The organism is Methylocystis sp. (assembly GCF_021731785.1).
Classification (GTDB): domain Bacteria; phylum Pseudomonadota; class Alphaproteobacteria; order Rhizobiales; family Beijerinckiaceae; genus Methylocystis.
This window is the reverse complement of the sequence record NZ_JAKFWS010000045.1, coordinates 36,138-55,546: the sequence shown is the minus strand read 5'-3', so window position 1 is coordinate 55,546 and position 19,409 is coordinate 36,138. Positions and strand designations below refer to the sequence as shown.

General features: G+C 60.9%; 17 protein-coding genes. 7 read left to right on the top strand and 10 right to left on the bottom strand.

Annotated features, from left to right (window positions below):
* Nucleotides 1-22: 22 nt before the first annotated feature.
* Together QZ964_RS09530 and QZ964_RS09525 are read left to right on the top strand one after the other, a co-directional pair.
* The gene (locus QZ964_RS09530; protein ID WP_292531221.1) at nucleotides 23-199 is read left to right on the top strand and encodes a hypothetical protein; all 177 of its coding nucleotides are present in this window, start codon (nucleotides 23-25) and stop codon (nucleotides 197-199) included.
* A 15-nt stretch (nucleotides 200-214) separates the two neighbouring features.
* Nucleotides 215-1,846 carry an ABC transporter ATP-binding protein gene (locus tag QZ964_RS09525; RefSeq protein WP_367119257.1) on the top strand — a complete coding sequence of 544 codons (1,632 nt, stop codon included), beginning with the start codon at nucleotides 215-217 and terminating at the stop codon, nucleotides 1,844-1,846.
* Nucleotides 1,847-1,869: 23 nt separating this feature from the next.
* Here QZ964_RS09525 and QZ964_RS09520 read toward each other — a convergent pair whose 3' ends face one another.
* From QZ964_RS09520 to QZ964_RS09500, 5 genes are all read right to left on the bottom strand, one after another.
* On the bottom strand, nucleotides 1,870-3,090 hold the full coding sequence (locus QZ964_RS09520; protein ID WP_292531220.1) for a glycoside hydrolase: 1,221 nt from the start codon (nucleotides 3,088-3,090) through the stop codon (nucleotides 1,870-1,872).
* A 35-nt stretch (nucleotides 3,091-3,125) separates the two neighbouring features.
* Complete coding sequence (locus tag QZ964_RS09515; protein WP_292531218.1) at nucleotides 3,126-4,415, bottom strand: family 1 glycosylhydrolase; 1,290 nt, start codon at nucleotides 4,413-4,415, stop codon at nucleotides 3,126-3,128.
* A 402-nt stretch (nucleotides 4,416-4,817) separates the two neighbouring features.
* Nucleotides 4,818-5,111 (bottom strand): HdeA/HdeB family chaperone, encoded by a 294-nt coding sequence (locus QZ964_RS09510; RefSeq protein ID WP_292531217.1) that lies wholly within the window; start codon nucleotides 5,109-5,111, stop codon nucleotides 4,818-4,820.
* Nucleotides 5,112-5,128: 17 nt separating this feature from the next.
* Nucleotides 5,129-5,425, bottom strand: coding sequence for an HdeA/HdeB family chaperone (locus tag QZ964_RS09505; protein ID WP_292531216.1), 297 nt, complete (start codon nucleotides 5,423-5,425; stop codon nucleotides 5,129-5,131).
* A gap of 231 nt (nucleotides 5,426-5,656) precedes the next feature.
* A complete protein-coding gene (locus QZ964_RS09500; protein ID WP_292531215.1) occupies nucleotides 5,657-6,796 on the bottom strand; it encodes a HupE/UreJ family protein in 1,140 nt (379 codons plus the stop codon).
* A 300-nt stretch (nucleotides 6,797-7,096) separates the two neighbouring features.
* On the opposite strand from QZ964_RS09500, the gene QZ964_RS09495 reads away from it, so the two are divergent.
* Nucleotides 7,097-7,522, top strand: coding sequence for a copper resistance CopC family protein (locus QZ964_RS09495; RefSeq protein WP_292531214.1), 426 nt, complete (start codon nucleotides 7,097-7,099; stop codon nucleotides 7,520-7,522).
* A gap of 118 nt (nucleotides 7,523-7,640) precedes the next feature.
* On the top strand, nucleotides 7,641-8,216 hold the full coding sequence (locus tag QZ964_RS09490; RefSeq protein ID WP_292531213.1) for a hypothetical protein: 576 nt from the start codon (nucleotides 7,641-7,643) through the stop codon (nucleotides 8,214-8,216).
* A 32-nt stretch (nucleotides 8,217-8,248) separates the two neighbouring features.
* Here the strand turns inward: QZ964_RS09490 and QZ964_RS09485 are convergent, their stop codons facing one another.
* On the bottom strand, nucleotides 8,249-9,463 hold the full coding sequence (locus QZ964_RS09485; RefSeq protein ID WP_292531212.1) for a PepSY domain-containing protein: 1,215 nt from the start codon (nucleotides 9,461-9,463) through the stop codon (nucleotides 8,249-8,251).
* Between the two features lie 677 nt (nucleotides 9,464-10,140).
* Here QZ964_RS09485 and QZ964_RS09480 point away from each other — a divergent pair.
* From QZ964_RS09480 to QZ964_RS09470, 3 genes are all read left to right on the top strand, one after another.
* Nucleotides 10,141-10,401: a hypothetical protein gene (locus QZ964_RS09480; RefSeq protein WP_292531211.1), complete on the top strand. Its 261-nt coding sequence runs from the start codon at nucleotides 10,141-10,143 to the stop codon at nucleotides 10,399-10,401.
* A gap of 129 nt (nucleotides 10,402-10,530) precedes the next feature.
* Nucleotides 10,531-11,190: a hypothetical protein gene (locus QZ964_RS09475; protein WP_292531210.1), complete on the top strand. Its 660-nt coding sequence runs from the start codon at nucleotides 10,531-10,533 to the stop codon at nucleotides 11,188-11,190.
* A gap of 117 nt (nucleotides 11,191-11,307) precedes the next feature.
* A complete protein-coding gene (locus tag QZ964_RS09470; RefSeq protein WP_292531209.1) occupies nucleotides 11,308-11,985 on the top strand; it encodes a hypothetical protein in 678 nt (225 codons plus the stop codon).
* A gap of 67 nt (nucleotides 11,986-12,052) precedes the next feature.
* On the opposite strand, the gene QZ964_RS09465 is transcribed toward QZ964_RS09470, so the two are convergent.
* Genes QZ964_RS09465 through QZ964_RS09450 form a run of 4 tightly spaced genes read right to left on the bottom strand, consistent with a single transcriptional unit; the run spans nucleotide 12,053 to nucleotide 19,409 of the window.
* Nucleotides 12,053-13,759 carry a bifunctional protein-serine/threonine kinase/phosphatase gene (locus QZ964_RS09465; protein WP_292531208.1) on the bottom strand — a complete coding sequence of 569 codons (1,707 nt, stop codon included), beginning with the start codon at nucleotides 13,757-13,759 and terminating at the stop codon, nucleotides 12,053-12,055.
* Nucleotides 13,760-13,773: 14 nt separating this feature from the next.
* A complete protein-coding gene (locus tag QZ964_RS09460) occupies nucleotides 13,774-15,036 on the bottom strand; it encodes an MFS transporter (RefSeq protein ID WP_292531207.1) in 1,263 nt (420 codons plus the stop codon).
* A gap of 18 nt (nucleotides 15,037-15,054) precedes the next feature.
* Nucleotides 15,055-17,799, bottom strand: a complete 2,745-nt coding sequence (locus tag QZ964_RS09455) for a nitrate reductase (RefSeq protein WP_292531206.1) — start codon at nucleotides 17,797-17,799, stop codon at nucleotides 15,055-15,057.
* A gap of 8 nt (nucleotides 17,800-17,807) precedes the next feature.
* Complete coding sequence (locus QZ964_RS09450) at nucleotides 17,808-19,409, bottom strand: sulfite reductase subunit alpha (protein ID WP_292531245.1); 1,602 nt, start codon at nucleotides 19,407-19,409, stop codon at nucleotides 17,808-17,810.

Sequence of the window (19,409 nt, the reverse complement as noted above, 5' to 3'; positions counted from 1 at the left end):
CGCGTTGGCGCGTTATAGCGCCATGCATTCGGCACAAGAGATGACGGATGTCGCGGTCTATCGCCGCGCCCTAACCTATTTCCTGCCGGATTGGCTGGGGATCGCCACGCTTGTCGTGCTGATCGCAGTCTCCGTCAGCGTCGGCCTGCTGGAAGCCTGGCCGCTTGCGGTGCTCGTCGACTCTGTTCTCACGAGCTAGCCGAAAGGCAATTGGATACACAGCTACTTTCTCGCCGTCCTGCCCACCGACAGACCGGGACAGATCGCGGGCCTCGTCGCAATCGGACTGGGACTGCAACTGGTTGGGTATTCGGCCTGGATGGGCCGCATGATGATAAATTATTACCTCAACTATCGCGGCACGACGCGTGTGCGCTTTGATCTTTTCACCAAGCTTCAGAATCTTGGACTCACTTATCATCGCAACCGACCGCAAGGCGATTCGATCTACCGCCTGATAACAGACGCCTTCGGCCCCTGGGGCATCGTCGACGTTGTGATTGGTACCTCGGTTGCGGCCGTCACCCTCACCGTAATGACCATTATTCTTTTCTCTAGAAATGTCGGCCTGACGCTCGCAGCGTTCACCGTGGCGCCCTTCATGATATGGAGCAACTGGCGCTTCGGCGTGAGAATTCACAAGCGCGCGCTCGAGTCGAAACAGATCGACGCCGATCTTGCATCGCATATTCAGCAGGCGATGACGCGCATACCTTTGGCGCAAGCGTTTCGCCGTGAGAATTCCGAATTTCGGGGCTTTTCCAACGCAGTCGGCAGGAGCGTGGGGGCGCTGCTGCGCTTGAATTGGCAGGAACAGCTCTACCCTCTGGCGCGCGACAGCATCCTGTCTGTAGGCGGAGCCATTATCCTTGGCTATGGAGGCTGGCTGGTTTATCGCGACCAGTTTCTTTCGCCGGTCGCCGATGGAATGTCGGTCGGAACGCTTCTCATCTTCATGGACTATTTGCGCAAACTTTGGGACCCGCTGAAATGGCTCAGCGAATTCTTTGCCAAAGTGCGCATCTTTGAAGCCGCATCGCGACGGGTTTTTCGTGTGCTTGACGAAGCGGAAACAGTCGCCGACGCGCCTGGGGCTCGTTGGATTCCCCGTAAGCTGCGTACCATGACTCTTGACGGCGTGGGCTTCGACTATGGCGGCGGCAAGCAAATCCTTGCCAACATATCGGCCGCGATACGCCCAAGGCAGATGGTGGCTTTCGTAGGCGCGAGCGGCGCCGGCAAGAGCACGCTCCTAAGCCTCATGCTTAGATTCTACGATCCGACGAGCGGCGCGCTACGGTTAGACGACTTGGACTTCCGAGAACTGCGCCTTGATTCGCTGAGAGGCCATTTCGCATTTGTGGCTCAAGACAGCCTAGTGCTGCCGGCGACGATCGCTGAGAACCTCGCATATGCCAAGCAAAGCGCGACCCGCGCCGAAATCGAACGAGCAGCCGAAGCTGCGGGCGCGGCGGAATTCATCGATGCTCTACCTCAGGGCTATGAGACAGTGCTGGCCGAAGGCGGCGCGAACCTCTCGGGCGGTCAGCGACAGCGGATCGCCATCGCGCGCGCGCTGCTCTCCGACGCTCCCTTCCTCGTTCTCGACGAACCAACGAGCGCGCTCGACCCCGAGCAGGAGCGGCGGCTGATTGAAACGCTGCACAGACTGAAAGGATCGCGCACGATTTTTCTGGTGACTCATCGGCTGGAGTCAGTTGTCGACTGCGATTGCATCTTCGTCATGAGCAAGGGGCAAATAATCGAGCGCGGCGCGCACGACGCGCTCATCTCTTCGGGCGGCGCTTTTTCAAGGGCGAGGCGCCGTGCGGAAGCGGCGGAGTGAGGATCTCGCGCAGGAACAAGTCGTTACCTTGCGGCGTAGCGCTTGGCTTTGCTTCTTGCGCGATCGATCCTCGCCTCGCCGCGATATTCGGTCTCCAGCATCGCGCGATGAAGGGCTTCAAGCGGCGCCGCGCCTTGAAGCGCCTCGGCCATCGGCTCGCACAGGAGTCGACCGGCGCCAGGATCACGGCAACATAGCGGATCCCACAGCCCCATCGGCGTCCATTGATCACGATCATGCCACTCTGGCATGCCCAGAATCGGATAGAGGCAAGCGCCGCGCAAAGGCACGTCCTGCTGCAGGAGCGCGTAGCAGGCGCCGATGACTTCGCAAAGCCACGGCCCGCGATTGTCGCCGACGTGACTGGTTTCGGTAATCATGACCTCGCGGCCGTAACGCTTCCAGACAGAACGAATGAGTTCTGCGAGCGGCGCACGACGGGGGTCGTCGTCGCGAAGCGGCGGAACGTTTCCATCGTCATTCGGCGTATCGTTCAGTTCCCACTGATTGGTCCAGTAATAGTTGATTCCGACGACGTCTAAATGGTCCGGACTGCCGCCGAGTTCGGGCAGAAGCCGTCCGCACAACATGTCCCAGCTCTGAAAGACGAGCCGTTCGTTGAAATCCTGCGCCTGAGGCGCAAGATCCGGTCTGTCCTCGGAGCAAACGACGCGGCACAATGGATCGACATTCACAACGCGCGCATCTCGACAGGCTGCGCGAATCGCGTTTATCCCCGCGATTGCGCCGCGCGCGAGCGCGACTTTCAGCTCCCAGCCTCGTCCGGATCCATAGGGCGCGAACAGCGCCTTCTCGCCGCCGGCATAAGACATGAACGAAGGCTCATTGATCGGCGTGAAGACGCGGCGCCCTTCGATGCGCGCGTCAATGAAGCGCGCAACCGCATAGCAATAGTCGGCGAACCGGCGCGGAAAAGCTTCGGACCAGAGGTCGACGTCCTGCGGGAAACCATAGTGGAAGAGGTCCCATATGACGCCCACGCCGTGGCGGTTTGCGGCCTCGATGTACGTTTCGAGCGAGGAAAAGTCATATCGGCCGCGGCAGTCGACGAGCGGCCAACGAACCGTCTCGCGCGCCGCGTGCAAGCCGAGACAGCTAATGTCGGCGTAGTCCTGGTCGACGTTCACGTCGTGACCGGTCGCAATCACCTGATCGAACCACTCGCCGTGCCTGTTGTAGCCTGTCGAGCCTTCGAACCCCGCGAGAAAGAAGCTGCTAAACATGCTTTTACTCCACCATTGCTCGTGGAGGCTGCGAACTATGGCAGCCGTATCGACGCGAGCGGACCCACCGCATCCGCGCCGCCGGACGTCAGGCGACGAAATGAGTCGACAAGGGGCGTCTCAATACGGTCGAGCCGCCCCGAGGGATCAGGATCGACCTCCCACAACCCCATTTGCAGCAGATGATCGTGAAGGGGCCCAAACCCTTGACGGTAGGCCCAGGTCACCATCGCAAACATCGGCCACCATGTGTAGCCTATAATCGGAACGCCCTTCGCGCGCATGCTCTTCACCGCCTCGACCGACTGAGCGAGCCACGCCTGTCGGCGTTCGACCGAACCCTTGGTCGCGGTCTCCGAGATCATGATCGGCGCGCGGTAACGCTCAAAATACATCTCGCCGATTTTCGACACGAGTTCGGCGGAAGCGTAAGGCATCCGAATGCGCAATCGTCCGAAGCGGTCGCGCGACATTCGTTTGAGCGTGAAGATGGGATACAGGTTCACCCCTATAATCGGCAGCTCAAGCGGGTGTTCGAGGAAAGCGTTGAGCGCCGGCTCCGTCGCGCCCTTCTGGCGCAACCAGGCCCATAGCGGATGAAGCGAATCGACGCGGCCGCTGATGAGATCGAGCGCCAGAAAGACCATCTGCTGGCGCCGCCCGACCTCCTCGGCCAAAGCCGGGTCGTCCGACTCAAAAATATCGGTGGCGTCGACGTGGAATGGAACGATTTCCGGGTCGATATCGTGCAACGCTTGGGTCGTTTCGACGATTCCGCGACAAATCGACAGCATCACCGCAACGAAACCGGACCAACTGCGTCCATATGGCGGCCACCATCCCAGACGGCCGCAATACCACGCCGTGATCCGAGGCTCGTTCAGCGGCGTGTACCACCTGATCCGCCCACGAAAACGTTCGGCGAGGCGCGCCGCGAATTCCGCGACGCGCTTTGGGTAATCTTCATTGAGGAACGCTCGTTCCAGCCAATTCGGCAGGCCGTAATGCACGAGGTCGACGATCGGGTCGATATTGAGTTCGATCATGCGCTCGAGCGCGGCGTCGACGAAGCCGAAGTCCCAGACCTCTGGCTTCGGCTGCACCCGATGCCATGGCGCGCCGTAGCGCGCGCAGCAAACGCCCAACTGCGCCATCAGCGCCAAATCTTCCGCCCAGCGCCGGTAGTGATCGGTCAGCTCATATTCGTCGAGCAAACGTCCGGTTTTAGGATGAGGCGCCGTAATGAATGTGTCTTCGATGCCGGTGGCCCACAGGAACGCGTCAGGCGCAGTGAGCCGGTCAAGTTGCATCGCAGAGGGAAGCATAAGCTTCAGCAGCCGTCTGGAGTCGCGGAGAACGGCGCCTGGGTTCGGGAGCGATATCGCGGGTTCAGGGACGCGCTGTGAGCAAAGTATCGACTCAAATCTGACGGTTCCGGAGCGTCTTTCGTCATGGGCGTCCTCCGTCGCGGGGGAATATGCGCCTAATCGATCGGCGATTGCTACGCTCGAGCCTGTTATCTCGGGTGGCCGGGCTCATTCGGGTAACCCGGAAAATCAGCTTCGGTTCCGGCGCCACGTGACGTTTAAGGAACGACAGCCGTGCAACCCTTGTAGCGTTGAAGCTTGAATAATCGAGCGAGCAAAAAATTCCGCACGTAAGCAAACGAAAAACTTGCCTGAAAAGCAAAAGGCGCACGGCCGCTTGCGGCCGCGCGCTTCATTCGATCAGTGGACGCTTTTTTGAATCGCTTCCATCAGGAATGACTTCGGCTTTTTCCTGCAATAGCGCACGACTTTGTCGGTGTTGCGCTTCACGTCACGCGAGTCGATCACGGTCATGTTGTTCTTGGCGCTGAAATAACCCCGCATCCAATTGGCGACGAAGTCCTGAGTGTCGGCATCGTATTTGGCGAACTGCTTGCAGGTGATTTCCGACATTTCAATCATGACCTGGGCATTGGCTGGGACGGCGACCGCGACGGCGGCAAGCACGCCAGCGAAGATAAGTTTGCGTTTCATCTGTTTCCTCGTCCTCATTACTTTTGTTCGAAAGCGCGCTGGAGGCCCGCCATAACCGATTCATTCGGGTTGGACGCGCACCAATCTTTGACGCTGGCGGAATTCTTGAGAAATTTGTTCAGATCGATGAAGGTGCGGCCGCTTCTCTGCGCGAACCATCCGCTCATGAAGGCGGCAAAATCGGCCCGGTCGCTGGCCGGCATCGCCAGCATTTCGCCGCAGGTGATCCGCGTCATGTCGATTTTGACTTGGGCGTTGGACAGCGTCGGCGCGAACGCTCCCGCCGCAACGAGCGCGAATATCAGCTTTCTCATCAGATTTCCTCCGAAAAACCAATTCTCATGGGTTGCGTCGCCATTCCGCACGGCTCTCGCGCGCGGCAGTCCGCGCGCAATCGCCAGCTGGAAGTCTGCGTCAATGGAAACCCACCCCGCTGTTGAACTAGACATTAGAGATGGGAAAGTCCATCGGCGAGATGTTGAATGTTCGCCGTCTTGCTCGCCGGAGGCCTTGAAGATACGCGAGAATACAACCGAATCATTCCGCTAACCCAGCTCGGAAACGCGCACGATGAGCCAGTAGGCGCCAAAGCAGGTGATTATCGCCGAGCAAAGCCAGACGACAAGCGGGCTACGCTGCCCATGGGTGAACGTCTTGTCGGCGAGGAGCAGTAAGGGAAGAACGATCATCACGACGCCGATCTGACCGACCTCGACACCGATGTTGAAGCTCGCCAGCGCCGGCACGATGGCGCGCTGGGGCACGCCGAGTTCGATCAAGCCGCTCGCGAATCCGAAGCCATGGATAAAGCCAAACGCGAAAGTGTCGCGCCAGCGCCCGTCGACCTTTCTCGTAAAGAAGTTTTCGACCGCGACATAGATGATCGACAGGGCGATCGCGATCTCCACCCAACGGCTCGGAAGATTGACGAGTTCGAGCGCCGCGAGCGACAGCGTCACCGAATGCGAGACCGTGAACGCCGTCACGATCTTGACGACGGGCCAGATGCGCGTCGCCCACAGCATCACAGCGATCAGGAAGCACAAATGATCGTAGCCGGTCATGATATGCTCAACGCCGGCCGAGAAGAATTTCGGCGCGAGCTCCCAAGGCGTCAGCAGCGGCTTGGAGAGATCGATCATCGGGTCGCCAGGATAGATCATGACCTGTCCGGGCGCCGGCTCCCGGCCCATGCGCTGCGATTCAGTGAGATTGGACTCATCGCGCTTCTCGCCGATGCTGACGAGATGTTTCGCCCGCGGTCCTTGCGCTTCGAGAAGTCTGAACGGGTTATAAAAAATCTGACCCTGAACGGAGCTGCAATCCATCCGCAGCACCACTTTTGAATCGGAAGGGTTGCTCGGATCTTCTCCGACCGAAACGACCGTGCTCGCGCAGTTCTGACCTTCCGCATTCTGCAGATCGACGCGGCTTTGGATAAACTTGCCGATCATCCCCTCGATGACGCCCGGTTCGGTCAGATCGACGTCGTCGGCCTTCGGCTTGTTCTCGGCGAACATGCGCTCGATGTCGGCTCCCAGAAAGCCGACCTCGACGCGATAAAGACCGCGCCCTTCCGGCGCGATACGGCTGCTGGAAATATCCGCCGTATGGGCGTGGGCGACCGATGCAGTTGCGAGAAACGCTAAGGCCGCAGCGCGCGCACTGTTTCGGGACCACATCATTGGGACACTCCCTTGACGCGCCGCGAGCCTGCGACGTATGCACTTTGCTATAAAGTTGCATATCCGGGGGGAAGGACAAGCTCAAGACCGCTCGTTCTAAGCGCGGAACGGCGGCGTTGCCGAAGCAGGCTGTCGGACAACCCACGAGGGGCGGGCTTCATCGCCCTCATCGAGGCTCACGGCCACGCCGGGGCCCATGTGGCGCGATCGGTCAGGTCTGTGACAATATCAAATCCGCTGCACAGCCGCACTTTATTACCGGAACGGGCGCACAACCATGATCCAATCGGACTTCGCCACATGACGAAGGGCGAACAGGCAAGATTTTCCTGTCGACAACATGCGTCTTGGAAGTCCTTCAACTTGCTGACGCGTCGGCTGTCCTTCGCCGCATTCCTGTTCGCCGGCGCGCCACAGCTTGCATTGGCGCACGCGATCGTTGTCCGCACGTCCCCGGCGCAAGGCGGCGTCGGCGCCGAAGATATTGGCAAGGTGGAGGTATGGTACGACGCAGGAATCCGCGACGCCTTCGCCGCCTTGGCGGTTGTGAGCGCTGCGGGCGAAAGAGTCGACAGGCGCGACGCAGCGATCGATAGCGCCGATCCGAGCCATGTATCGGTAAGCGTCAATCGCTTGACTCCCGGTAAATACACCGTTCGTTATCGCGCGCTTTCGGCTGACGGCCATCTCGTCAGCGGAGCCTGGGAGTTCGAGGTGCGCCCTTGACGTGCATCGTTGAGCGCGCCCGCAAAACCGGCGCGTTTCGAAGGGGCGAAGGCGAGCAACTGGCGGCTATGATCAGAAGATCCATGCCAAAATTGCTCTTCGGCGTAAGCGAAGGAAAATGAAAGCGATGAGTCCGGGCCGTCTGAACATATTGGTTTTCGCAGGCATCGTGCTGCTGATTGGCGTCAACGGCGCGGCGTTTTCCTATCGCCTATGGGGTCCGGCCCTCAATCAATATGTGGACGACTTCTGGAAGGCGCATACGCTAAAACCAGCCATGAAGGCTGGCGATCGCACGATTTCGGAATGTCTTGGGGTCAGCGACTTCTACTCCGTGCACCTCACGACATATTTCCTGCCAGATTCCGATGAGAGCGCCGGCGGCGCGACGGATGATTTGAGCAAATATGCCGAATATTGCGATCGCGTGCCGGGAACGGGAAAGGTGATTTTTTCCGTCACGCTCATGGAAAAAGAAGCGAGAAACGAATCCGTCGCGCTCTCTTTCTATCAAGTCGCTTCCGACGGCGGTCTCAACCAGATCAATGCCCTGCCGTCTCAGCCCCGCAAGAGCGGCTTTGTGACTTTGGACGCGAACGTCGCGCACAAGGGGAAATACCTCCTCAAGCTTGCCTTTGGCGAGGCGAAGAACGCCGAGGACACGATCGAGATGCCGATCTTCGTCGGGCGCTGATCAGAGCTTGGAAAGCGAACGGGCGCGATTTCTCACGATCTCGCGCGCCTTTTTGCGCGGCGCTTTTGTCGCCACCGCAAAAACCCGGTGACGTAAAGCGTAAGCGGCGTCAACCCGATAAATAGAACGATCGAACGTCCGATCGCGCCGAAAGCTTCGCCCGAATGCAGGGGGAATAGCCATTCCAAAAATTTCTCGCCAGCGGTGAAGCCATCGCGATCTTGCACTTGGAGGACCCTGCCGCTGTATTGGTCGACGCCGACATTTCTGCTTGTTTTGGTTCGGTTGGGTTCGTCGGCTGATTGCTTGCCGACGACATAGACTCCGGTTGGCGCGCTTGGAAGAAGAATCCAGTGGAGCCTTCCATCTGGAAAGATTTTATCGGCAGCCGCAATCGCCGCGCCGACGCCGATCGGCGATTGGCCTGGAAGCGGCTTTGATTTTCCAAAATCAATTTTAGGACGCACCGGAGAAAACAAGGTCGTCACCGATCGCGTCGCCGGCTTGAAGATCATGGCTATTCCGGTGAGCAGCATGACCAACAAAATGGTCGCGCAATAAATTCCGACGTTCCGATGTATGTCGAAGGTAAGTCTTTCGGCGCTGGCGCCCCATTTGATTTTCAGTCCCAGTCGCCAATCGCTATTGAGCGGGAACCACAAATAAAGCCCGACAAGGATGGAGATGAAAACAAGTATGGCGAGCGAACCGAGGACATAGGCGTTGTTGAATCCAAGCAGCAACGTCCAATGGAAGGTCATGAGAAACGGAATGAGAGGCTGCGAAAACGGACTGCCGCGATGCTGATAAAGGCGCTGCCCTTTGACCTTCGCCGTGTAGGGATCGACGAACAACTGATATACGTCGGTCTCAAGATCGTCCGTCTCAACCATATAGGTTATCGCCGCGGCGGAGCCCGGATGGCGCGGCATCGTCAGTCTTTCCGCCTTACCGTCGGCCGGCATCGCCGCGAGAGCAGCGCCGAGAATTTGGTCGGGCGAGCGGTAAGAAGCCTGCGCGGGCGCATCGACGCGCATGATTGAAGCGTTCAGCAGTTCGTCGATATCTTCGCGAAACGCCAGAACCGCGCCGCTGAGCCCAACCAAAACGAACACGGCCCCGACGAAGAGGCCGATGGTTCGATGCACCTGCAGAAAGACCTTGCGTGCGACGTCTCGCCGACGCCCGATACGCGACGGCGACGCCGCCCCTCTGGTGGGGCCGGCTTCGATCGTTCTCTCAACCATTGTAGTAACTTCGGTCCGCCAGCGCTTTCGCGCCTCAATCGCATCCGATCCCACCCGTTTCGAGCGACCTTGTCAACTGAAGCTGCGGCGCTCAGGCGATGCAATGTCTGACGTAACGTTCCTTCAAATGCGCCAAGCCAATGATGCGGTCGGCGTCTGAAGGCGCCGGAGCTTCGGCCTTCTCGCGCTGAATGCGGTCAGCGCCGACGCATCCTTCGCGATGACATCACTTCTTCTCGCGCCGCCGCTCGACGAGCAAATAAACCATGCCGCCAATCACGACGATTGCCCATGTCGCAACGGCCAGGAGCCAAGTTTGTCCGCTCCACATTTCGCCTTCCCGCGAATGCAGCCTCAACTCTCGCACGCGTCCGGCTGAGGTTTGCAACGCTTTGCAGCGCACCGCCTGCGAGCAAATTTGAGGCGACCTGCTGGTCACGCCGCTTAGTATGAATAATCTTATAGAGCATCATACTCAAAATGTCAAGCAATTCCGCTGAGAACACGGGGTTTTGTTGAGTGGTCGCCGCAAAGTTGGAGGAGCCGATGGCGCGTGGCTCCGACTCCCGCGAAGTTCTCCTTTGGTTGCCATTGTCTTCGGGTCATACTTGCTTTCTGCGAGAGGGCGACGCATGCCGATGCCTCTCGGAAGAGTTAAGAAACGAAGAGGGGGAAAAATGAAGAATGATGTGTGCAAGGGTGCGACGCTGGCCGTCGCCGCTGTTTCACTCGTTCTCGCTGGCGCTGCGCCGCCCGCGAAGGCGGCCTCGACCACGAGCAAGGTGCATTGCCTGGGCGCTAACAGCTGTAAGGGCAAAGCCGATTGTCATACGCCAAAGAACGCCTGCAAGGGCATGAATGCCTGCAAGGGCCAGGGCTGGATCTTCATGGAGTCAGACGCCGCCTGCGAATCGGCGGGCGGGAAAGTCCTCGACTAACCCGTTCGAGCCTTGAAAAAATGCGGTCACGCCCAAGCCGTTTCACAGCGTGTTATGGCGGCGATCTTGCCGGGCCAAAATCGCCGCTAGTTTAGTTTCCTGTCCTTAATCGAAGGCGGGAGACAGTTCATGTCGACAATTGTCCGGCGATCGATTGACCGTGAGCCTGCCGCTTTTGGCTTGATCGACGACATAGGCGGCGTCGCAACCGTTCTTCTCGCCGTTTTCGGTTTGGCGGGTCTTTATGCGCCGATCCTGGCGGCGATCGCGACAATCCTCTTAGGCGTCGCACTCTTGGCGCAGGGCAAAGCGCTTCTGGCGCAATATACGCAAGCTTCCGTTGAGCTCGCCGCGAAGACTAAGGTCAGCGCCTCGGCCGCAGGGGTCCGTTTCGCGCTCATTGTGCTGGCGGCCGGCGGCGGCGCGCTTGGCGTGCTGGCGTTGCTCGACATCAACTCCGCCGTTCTGACGCCCATCGCATCAATCATGTTCGGAGCGGGACTCGTCTTGAGCAGCGTGTCCTTGTGGCACCTCAACGCCATCAGACGCGCGTCCGCAGAAGGCGAAGCGAGTTTGAGAGACATGCTCGCAAATCAAATGATATTTGATTCGCTTAGCATTCAGACCTTTGCGGGACTGGCCGCGATCATCCTCGGCGTTCTTGCCGCGTCGGGCGCGACCTATGACCTAACATTCAACCTCGTGGCGCTGCTCATTCTCGGCTCGGCGCTAGCGCTCAGAGGAGGCAGCCTGAACACGATCCTTCTTGGTTTAATGCGCCCGGTTTGACAGCACAGGAGCGCAGTGCGTACGCCGGGATCGGGGCTTGACCAGGCGAATCCGACGCTAATTGGAATTGCGCGTTGTCCTGCCGGGCGGCCGCATCGCAAGCATGGAGATTGCGCCATGTCCATCACCTCTCGTGAATCGGCGTTTCGCGAAACTGCAGTCTATGGCGGCATAGCCGACGCAATCGGCGGTCTCGCCACGATCGTCATCGCCATCGTGGGCCTTTCGGGCGTGAACGCAGCGAATATGGCCGCGATCGCCACGATCGTTTTTGGCGCCGCTTTGCTGATTCTTGGCGGCGCCATGGCGTCTGAATATGCGCGCATCCTCTTTCCGGCCGGTTCGACGCCTTCCCAGGTTGAGGGGCTTGGCGGCAGCAGCCTGACCGTCGTTTTTTTGGTCGGCGTCGCCGGCATCGTTCTGGGCCTGCTAGCACTATTGGGCATTCAACCGGCCGTATTGACCCCAATCGCGGCCATCGCTTTCGGGTCGGCCTTGGTCCTGAGCAGCAATGCGGTCTGGCAGCTGCATGCGCTCGAACAGGAGGCGCTTAAAAGCAAAGGCGGGTCCGATTTTGCAACTGGTGAAATTCTCGCGCGCGATATGGCCTTTGGCTCGGCCGGCGTTCAGGCGCTCTCCGGTGTGGCCGTCATCGTGCTCGCCGTTCTGGCGTTGGTCGGGGTCGCGAGCAGTCTGACCCTCAACCTTGTCGCGCTGCTTGCGCTTGGCGCGACGATCGTTTTCACCGGAGGCAGCCTGAGCGCGACTTTGCTGAGTTTTATGCGCTCGGCGTGAGTCGCCGGCGCGGCGCGCCGCAGCCGGGCGGCGGCGCGACAGCAGAACGGCCGAAATGGCGGGCGGGTTATCGACGGAAAACGGAAATCGCCAGTAAGAGCGCGAGCAACAGACAGAGCGTCTGCCAGAAAATGATGGGGTTGCGTTCGTAAAGAGACTTCTTGCGCGGAGTCAGCGGCTGCGCGCGCGCCGAACCGTTCTCGAGTTCGAAGGCGAATTCAAGCACGTCGCCAAAGCGATCGCCGCGCTCGACGCCGATCGCTTTAAGAATCGTCGCGTCGAGCCAGGCGGGAAGGTCGGGCCTCTTGAGCGCGAGCGGCAGCGGCTTCGTGAGCCGCGGTCTGCTGAAGGGCTCGATTTCGCCGTAAGGATAGCAACGGCTGAACATGCGATAAACCGTCACCCCGAACGCAAAAAGATCCGATGCTTCGTCGCCGGCGACGCCGTCGAAAAGCTCTGGGGCCATATAGCTCGGCGTGCCGGGCGTGTGCGCTTCCGGCAAATTCTCAAGATTGGCCGCGCGACAGACGCCGAGATCGACGAGCCGCAGCCCGCCGTCCTTGAGCAGGATAACATTATCCGGCTTGATATCGCGATGGATGACGCCGCAGCGATGCAACGTCGCGATGGCGCGCGACAGGCGCGCAGCGATTGAGACGCCTTCCGCAAGATCGATTCGCGGTTCGCGACGCAGCCGCCGCTCCAGCGTCTCGCCGTCATAATACGGCATTGCGGAATAGAGCCGGCTTTGTCGGCCCGGGAGCAGTTCAATGACTTCGCCGACGAAGGGACTTCTCACCCGCGCCGCAACCCAGGCCTCGTTGACGAAGGCCATGCGGTAGGACGCGTCATCGGCGACGCGCGGATGCGGAAACTTCAGCACGACCGCCTTTCCATTTTGCCGATCCGTCGCCCGCATCAGTCGGCTGTAACGTCCTTCGGAGAGTAGCGCGTCGATTTGAAAATCGTCGACAACATCTCCGATCGACGGCAACTCGCGAATCGGCAAGCCTGCAACGGCCTGCGACAAGGCGCGCTCGTCGGCGGGCGGCACATCGATGACGTCGACGACAAGCGCGGTGACATTGTCATTGCTGCCCGTCGCGAGCGCCGCCTCAATAATTTTTTCGGAGGTTTCCTGCGGCGCGCGTCGTTCGGCGAGGAGAGCGCTCAGCCGGTCGTCCGGCAATACGCCATATACGCCATCCGAACACAGCAGAAATCGATCATGGAGATTGAGACTATGCTGCCCGTGATCGAACAAGAGCGAATCCTCGAAACCGACGGCGCGACGGAGCACATGCGCAAAGTCGCCTCGGCCAAAGGTGTGATCCTTGGTCAATCTTTCGAGGCCGTCGCCGGCGAGTCGATAGACGCGCGTGTCGCCGACATGAAGGAAGAAGGCGTTGCGGCGCGACAGGATCAGCGCGCTGAACGTCGTCGCCATTCCTTCCAATGCAGGGTCGACTCTCGACTGGGCGGCGACCCAGCTGTTCGCCGCTTCGAGCGAGCGGGCGGCGGCTCGAGCGACGCCCAAAGTCTCTGGCTGCGCATAATATCCGTCGATGAACGCGCGGACTGTGGTTTCAGCAGCCGCGCGTCCTCCTTTATGACCGCCGACGCCATCGGCAATGGCGGCGACGACGCCCTGCAGGGCGCCGGCGCCGCTCGGACCGACGCACAGGGCGACATAGTCCTGATTGTCGGGCCGACGGCCCTTTTGCGTCGCAAAGCCCGCTTCCACTCGTAGATCATGAACGACGCGGACCGACACCAACGTTTCTCAGCTCAGATTCGGGCGCCGGAAACCGCGCCCCAGGTCGTGCGCCAGCGCGTTTTCACGAAGATCAAACCTACGAGACCGAGCAGCGCGAGGAAACCGAAGAAGCCGAATCCCATCATGAACCCGCCGGTCATGCCCTTGGAAAGAGCAAGCGTCTTGGCGAGGAAATAGCCGCCAAATCCGCCTGCGGCGCCGACAAGCCCGGTCATCGCGCCGATCTCGCGGCGGAAGCGCTGCGGCAGCAGCTGAAACACCGCGCCATTGCCCATGCCGAGAGATAACACGCCGATCGAGAACAGCGCCACCGCCGCAAAGGCGACGGGCGGCAGCTCCATCAAGCTCCATCCCGCGACGCCCTTCGCCGGAGCTGGTCCCGCCGGAAGGAAGGCGACGGCGAAATAGCAGGCGGACACGACGAGGAAGAGGAACGATAATGTCTTCACCCCGCCGATGCGGTCCGCGATATAGCCGCCAACCGGCCTGAACCCAGAGCCAAAAGCGACGATCAGCGCGACCATAAATCCGGCGGCGACCCCCGTCGCGTGATATTGCGTCGTAAAATACAGCGGAAGCGCCGAGGCGAGACCGACGAAACCGCCGAAGGTGATGAAATAGAAGAACATGAACCAGCGGCTGTCTGAGTCCGCAAGCATTTTGCCGTAGCCGGAAAGATCAATCGTGGCTTTGGCGCCCGGCGCGTCCTTGGCGACCAGCGAATAGATCAGGAGCACGAGGACCATCAACGCCAGCAGAACGCCATAGACGGTCCGCCAGCCGAAAGCCTCGGCGATCGACGGCGCAAACAGCGTGTCGAGCACGACGCCCATATTGCCGGCGCCGGCAATGCCCATCACCAGACCCTGATATTGCGGCGGATACCAACGGCCAGCTTGCGGCAGCGCGACAGCGAAGGAGGCGCCGGCGATTCCGAGCGAAAGACCGAAAAGCGCGATCGCGATCGAACTCGTCAGTCCAAAAACGCATACGAGAGATACGGCGAACATCACGACCGCCTGCGCAAGGATGCCCGTCATCTTCGGGCCGATCGCGTCCGCCAGCAGCCCCAGCGGCACGCGGAAAAACGCTCCTCCCAGAACAGGAATGGCGACCAGCGAGATTTTATCCTCGACCGAAATCGGCATGTCTTTGGCGATGTAGATCATCAGCGGCCCGAGTGAGACCCAGGCCATGAAGCTGATGTCAAAGTAAAGGAAGGCCGCAAGCAGCGTCGGCCAATGACCGGCCTTCTTGAAATCCGCGAGTTTCATACTGTGCTCCTTTTTTGTTTATGCGTGTTGCCCAGTCGTCGTCGAAATCGTCGACGACCTGGCGGCGGGAGAGACCTTGATGAGACGTTCGATTTCCGGCCGGCATGAGCCGCAGTTGGAGCCTGCGCGGATGGCCTTGCCGATGTCGGAAGCCGAGCGGCAACCCTGAGCAATCGCCGCTTCGATTTTTTTCCGCCCGACGCTGAAGCAGGAACAGACGAGCGGACCGTCATTCGCCGATGGCCGGCCCGACCGACCGGAGATGAGCGACAGCCGCTCCGCGCCATCGAGACGTTCAAGAGAGAAGAGTTCGAGCGCCAAGTCCCAAGGCGGCAAAAGCGGCGCAAGACCCCAGATGAACGTTGCACGGTCATCGACGAAGGCGGCGCCGCAGAGAAGGCTCTTGGTTTCGTCGATCAATTGTATGAGGTCTTCGCTCGTCGTAGCGGCGCGGATAATCTGCGCCCAATCGTCGTCTTGCAGATTGCCGGCGACGCGATAGCCAAAGCCATTGGCGACGGCGATCCGCGCCCACCACACGCCCTGAGGTAAAGCCATCGGCTTACGGGAAAGGAAGAAGCCCTGACGCGCGAAGCGCAGAGGCGTGACAATCGCCGGCGTCGCCTTTGATTCCGGCTGCCCCGAGAATGGATCGACGAAAGGCGCAACGAGCGCGCCGACGCGCGCATGCGCGGCGGTTTCATCGGTCCAATGGATCGGCGCGAAAATATGCCCCGGCGGCTGACGATCGGTGACTACCGCACGCAGGACGCAGTCGCCATATGGCGTGGCGACGCGGACGAATCCGCCGTCCTCTATGCCAAAGCGATCGGCGTCCGCCGCGCTGATTTCGAGATAGGGCTCGGCAAGATGCCGCGCGAGGCGAGGACTGACGCCGGTTCGCGTCATGGTGTGCCACTGATCGCGGATGCGGCCGGTGTTGAGCCGAAGCGGGAAGTCCTGCGTTACCTGTGTAGCCAAGCTCGGCGTCGCCGGCGCGACGAATTTCGCTCGTCCGCTTTGCGAGAAAAACCCGCCGTCGGCGAACAGGCGCGCGCGGCCGCTGCGCTCGCACGCCGGGATCGGCCATTGCGTCGGCTCGAGCGCGTCATATTCGGCGTCGCTCAGCCGCGCGAAACCGCCAATGTTGAACGCGCGCGCGCCGTTATTTTCGAAGGCCGACAGTGCGGCGTGTTGGCGAAAAACGTCGGCGGCCGAGCGGTAATCGAACCCTGCAAATCCCATCCGTCGCGCAACATCGGAGAAAATCGACCAGTCGGCGCGGGTTTCGCCCGGCGCGGGCAGGAAAGCCCGCTGACGAGAAATGCGGCGCTCGGAATTCGTGACTGTGCCGCTTTTTTCGCCCCAGGCATGCGCCGGCAGAAGCAGATGCGCGCCGCCGTTGATCGTGTCGTTTGACGTAACATTATCGGAGACGATGAAGAGTTCGAGCTTTGCAAGAGCGGCGCGCGCCGCATTGGCGTTTGGCAGAGACGCCGCCGGATTGGTCCCCACGACCCACAGCGCCTTGATATCGCCGCGCGCGATGGCGTCGAACATCTGCACCGCTTTGAAACCTTCGCGCTTCGCCATGCGCGGCGCATTCCAGAAGCGTCTGACGCGATCGATGCTTTCCGCGTCGAAACCCATATGCGCGGCGAGGCTGTTCGCGAGGCCGCCGACTTCTCTGCCGCCCATCGCGTTGGGTTGGCCGGTCAGCGAGAAGGGCGAGGCGCCGGGCTTGCCGATGCGGCCCGTCGCGAGATGGCAATTGATGATCGCGTTGACCTTGTCCGTTCCCTGCGCCGATTGATTGACGCCCTGTGAGAAGGCGGTCACCGTGCGCGGCGTCTCCGCGAACATTTCATAGAACGACGCAATGTCGACCTCGCGCAGCCCTGTCGACCTCGCGGTCGCTTCAATCGACGGCGCGATGGTCTGGGCAGCCTTCAAGGCGTCTTTCAATCCTTCGGTGTGGCGGCGGATGTAATCGTCGTCGAAGGCGGCGGCCTTTGCGAGATGGACAAGCAAGCCGCAAAACAGCGCCTGATCCGCGCCCGGCGCGATCTGCAAAAATAGATCCGCGCTTTCCGCCGTCGGCGTGCGGCGCGTGTCGATGACGACGAGCCTGGCGCCGCGCTCCTGCCTATTGCGCTCGATGCGCTGAAACAGAACCGGATGGCACCAGGCGGCGTTTGAGCCGACGAGCACGATGAGATCGGCTTCGTCGAGGTCCTCGTAACAGCCGGGCACCACGTCGGCGCCAAAAGCGCGCTTGTGGCCGGCGACCGTCGACGCCATGCACAGACGAGAATTCGTGTCGACATTGGCGGAGCCGATGAAGCCTTTCATCAGCTTGTTGGCGACATAATAGTCTTCGGTCAGCAGCTGGCCCGAGAGATAGACCGCGACGGCGTCGGAACCGTGCTGATCAATGATGCGGCGCAGGCCCGTTACGACGTCGTCGAGCGCCGCATCCCAGCTCACTCGCGCCAATGCGCCGTCAGCCTGACGGCGCATCGGATAGAGAAGGCGCCCATCGAGCCCGAGCGTTTCGTCAAGCGCCGAGCCCTTGGAGCAGAGTCGGCTGAAATTGGCCGGATGAGCGGGATCGCCGATAACGCCCTTGGCGCCGGGCGAAGCGAGCACGCCGCAACCCACGCCGCAATAGGGACAGGTCGAGCGCGTCGCGGTCGCCTGAGCCGGCGACGCGTCAGCCTGCAGATTTTCGTTCGGCGCTGGCGCCAGGACTCCGTCGAGCATGAGCGGCCTCAATAGACATCCTGTTGATAGCGTCCGCTTTTTTTGAGTTGCGCGACGAAGGCGACCGCTTCATCGGCGCTGCGGGCGCCGAATTCGGCGACAACGTCGACAAGCGCGCGCTCGACATCCTTGGCCATGCGCTGAGCGTCGCCGCAGACATAGAAATGCGCGCCCTCGGCAAGCCATGCCCAGAGTTCACGGCCGGCCTGACCCATGCGGTCCTGCACGTAGAATTTCTCCCCGCCATCGCGCGACCAGGCGAGCGACAGGCGCGTCAGCAAGCCCGTCGCCTTCATCGTCTCGAATTCTTCGGCGTAGAAAAAATCACAGGCGGAGCGTTGATGACCGAAGAACAGCCAGTTCTTGCCGCTCGCCTGCGTCGCCGCGCGCTCCTGTAGAAAGGCGCGAAACGGCGCGACGCCGGTGCCGGGCCCGATCATGATGATCGGCGTCGCGGGATCGTCGGGCAGCGAGAATCCATGCGCGGGCTGCACATAGACGGGAAGGCTGTCGCCCGGCGCAATGCGCTCGGTGAGAAAGGTCGACGCGACTCCGAAGCGCTTGCGCTTTCCGACCACATAGCGGACGGCGTCGACGGTCAGCGACAGGCGTCCCGGCGACGCCTTTGGCGATGACGAAATGGAATAGAGGCGCGGTTGCAGCTGCTCCAGCGCTTCGACAAACGCCTCCGGGTGGAGGCGCGCGCTCGGAAATTTCTGCAGCACGGCGAGCACGTCGAGCATTGCGGCGTCGCCATCAGGATCGCCGCCCTGCGCGAGCAAACGCGCCTTCTCGCGCTGCGCGCCGCCGGTGATGAAGGAGATCAGCTCGAACAGCGCATCCGGCGCCGGACATAGCGATACGTCGGTCAGCAAGGCATCGCGCAGCGTCTTGCCATTCACCGGCGTCACATGCGAGGCGCCGAGCATGGCGATGATCTGGTCGACGAGGCCAAGATCGTTTTTTGGAAACACGCCAAAACTGTCGCCGACGGTGTAAGTTAGTTGGCTGGCGCCGATGTCGAATTCGATGTGCCAGGTGTCTTTTTCCGAGCCTTCCTTGTTGAGCCGACGGCGCGAAAGAAACGTCGCTTGGACCGGATTGTCGCGTGACCGGCCGGGCGCCGGCGCGATCGCGGGCGCTGCGGCGATGGCAGGCGCCGTTGGCCCGGCGGCCAAAGCCGGCGGGGCTTGTTCCAACTCCGCCGCAAGCGTTTTCAGCATCCGCGCCGTGTCCTTGCCGCCGGGCGCGCAAAGATTGAGGCGTGTTTCTTTCTTAGCGACGAGCACGTCCGCATAGGTCTCGCAATTGTAGCCGCACTGGCCGCAATCCTGCTGCGCCATGGCCGCCATCATGCGCCGACGCAGCGGCCGTCCTTGCGCGAGCGCCATGCGCGCATCGAGCGCCAGCGTCTGGTCATGCCAGGGCGCTTCGCCGTCGTCGCCATCGCCAGACGCGCCGGCCATAACCGCGGCGTTGGCTTCCGGCGAAAGCGGCGTGACGGAGCCGTCGTCAGGCGCAGCAAAGCCAGCAAAGAAACCGCTCAGCCAAGCGCGCTGCTCGGGTGTGAAAGGCGCGTTCGGCGGAATGAGAAAGGGCGGGGAAGACAT

Coding starts and splice junctions, on each gene's coding strand:
- QZ964_RS09530 (WP_292531221.1), top strand. CDS start 23: ATGCATTCGGCACAAGAGATGACGGATGTCGCGGTCTATCGCCGCGCC.
- QZ964_RS09520 (WP_292531220.1), bottom strand. CDS start 3,090: ATGTTTAGCAGCTTCTTTCTCGCGGGGTTCGAAGGCTCGACAGGCTAC.
- QZ964_RS09515 (WP_292531218.1), bottom strand. CDS start 4,415: ATGCTTCCCTCTGCGATGCAACTTGACCGGCTCACTGCGCCTGACGCG.
- QZ964_RS09510 (WP_292531217.1), bottom strand. CDS start 5,111: ATGAAACGCAAACTTATCTTCGCTGGCGTGCTTGCCGCCGTCGCGGTC.
- QZ964_RS09505 (WP_292531216.1), bottom strand. CDS start 5,425: ATGAGAAAGCTGATATTCGCGCTCGTTGCGGCGGGAGCGTTCGCGCCG.
- QZ964_RS09500 (WP_292531215.1), bottom strand. CDS start 6,796: ATGATGTGGTCCCGAAACAGTGCGCGCGCTGCGGCCTTAGCGTTTCTC.
- QZ964_RS09495 (WP_292531214.1), top strand. CDS start 7,097: ATGACGAAGGGCGAACAGGCAAGATTTTCCTGTCGACAACATGCGTCT.
- QZ964_RS09490 (WP_292531213.1), top strand. CDS start 7,641: ATGAAAGCGATGAGTCCGGGCCGTCTGAACATATTGGTTTTCGCAGGC.
- QZ964_RS09485 (WP_292531212.1), bottom strand. CDS start 9,463: ATGGTTGAGAGAACGATCGAAGCCGGCCCCACCAGAGGGGCGGCGTCG.
- QZ964_RS09480 (WP_292531211.1), top strand. CDS start 10,141: ATGAAGAATGATGTGTGCAAGGGTGCGACGCTGGCCGTCGCCGCTGTT.
- QZ964_RS09475 (WP_292531210.1), top strand. CDS start 10,531: ATGTCGACAATTGTCCGGCGATCGATTGACCGTGAGCCTGCCGCTTTT.
- QZ964_RS09470 (WP_292531209.1), top strand. CDS start 11,308: ATGTCCATCACCTCTCGTGAATCGGCGTTTCGCGAAACTGCAGTCTAT.
- QZ964_RS09460 (WP_292531207.1), bottom strand. CDS start 15,036: ATGAAACTCGCGGATTTCAAGAAGGCCGGTCATTGGCCGACGCTGCTT.
- QZ964_RS09455 (WP_292531206.1), bottom strand. CDS start 17,799: ATGCTCGACGGAGTCCTGGCGCCAGCGCCGAACGAAAATCTGCAGGCT.
- QZ964_RS09450 (WP_292531245.1), bottom strand. CDS start 19,409: ATGTCTTCCCCGCCCTTTCTCATTCCGCCGAACGCGCCTTTCACACCC.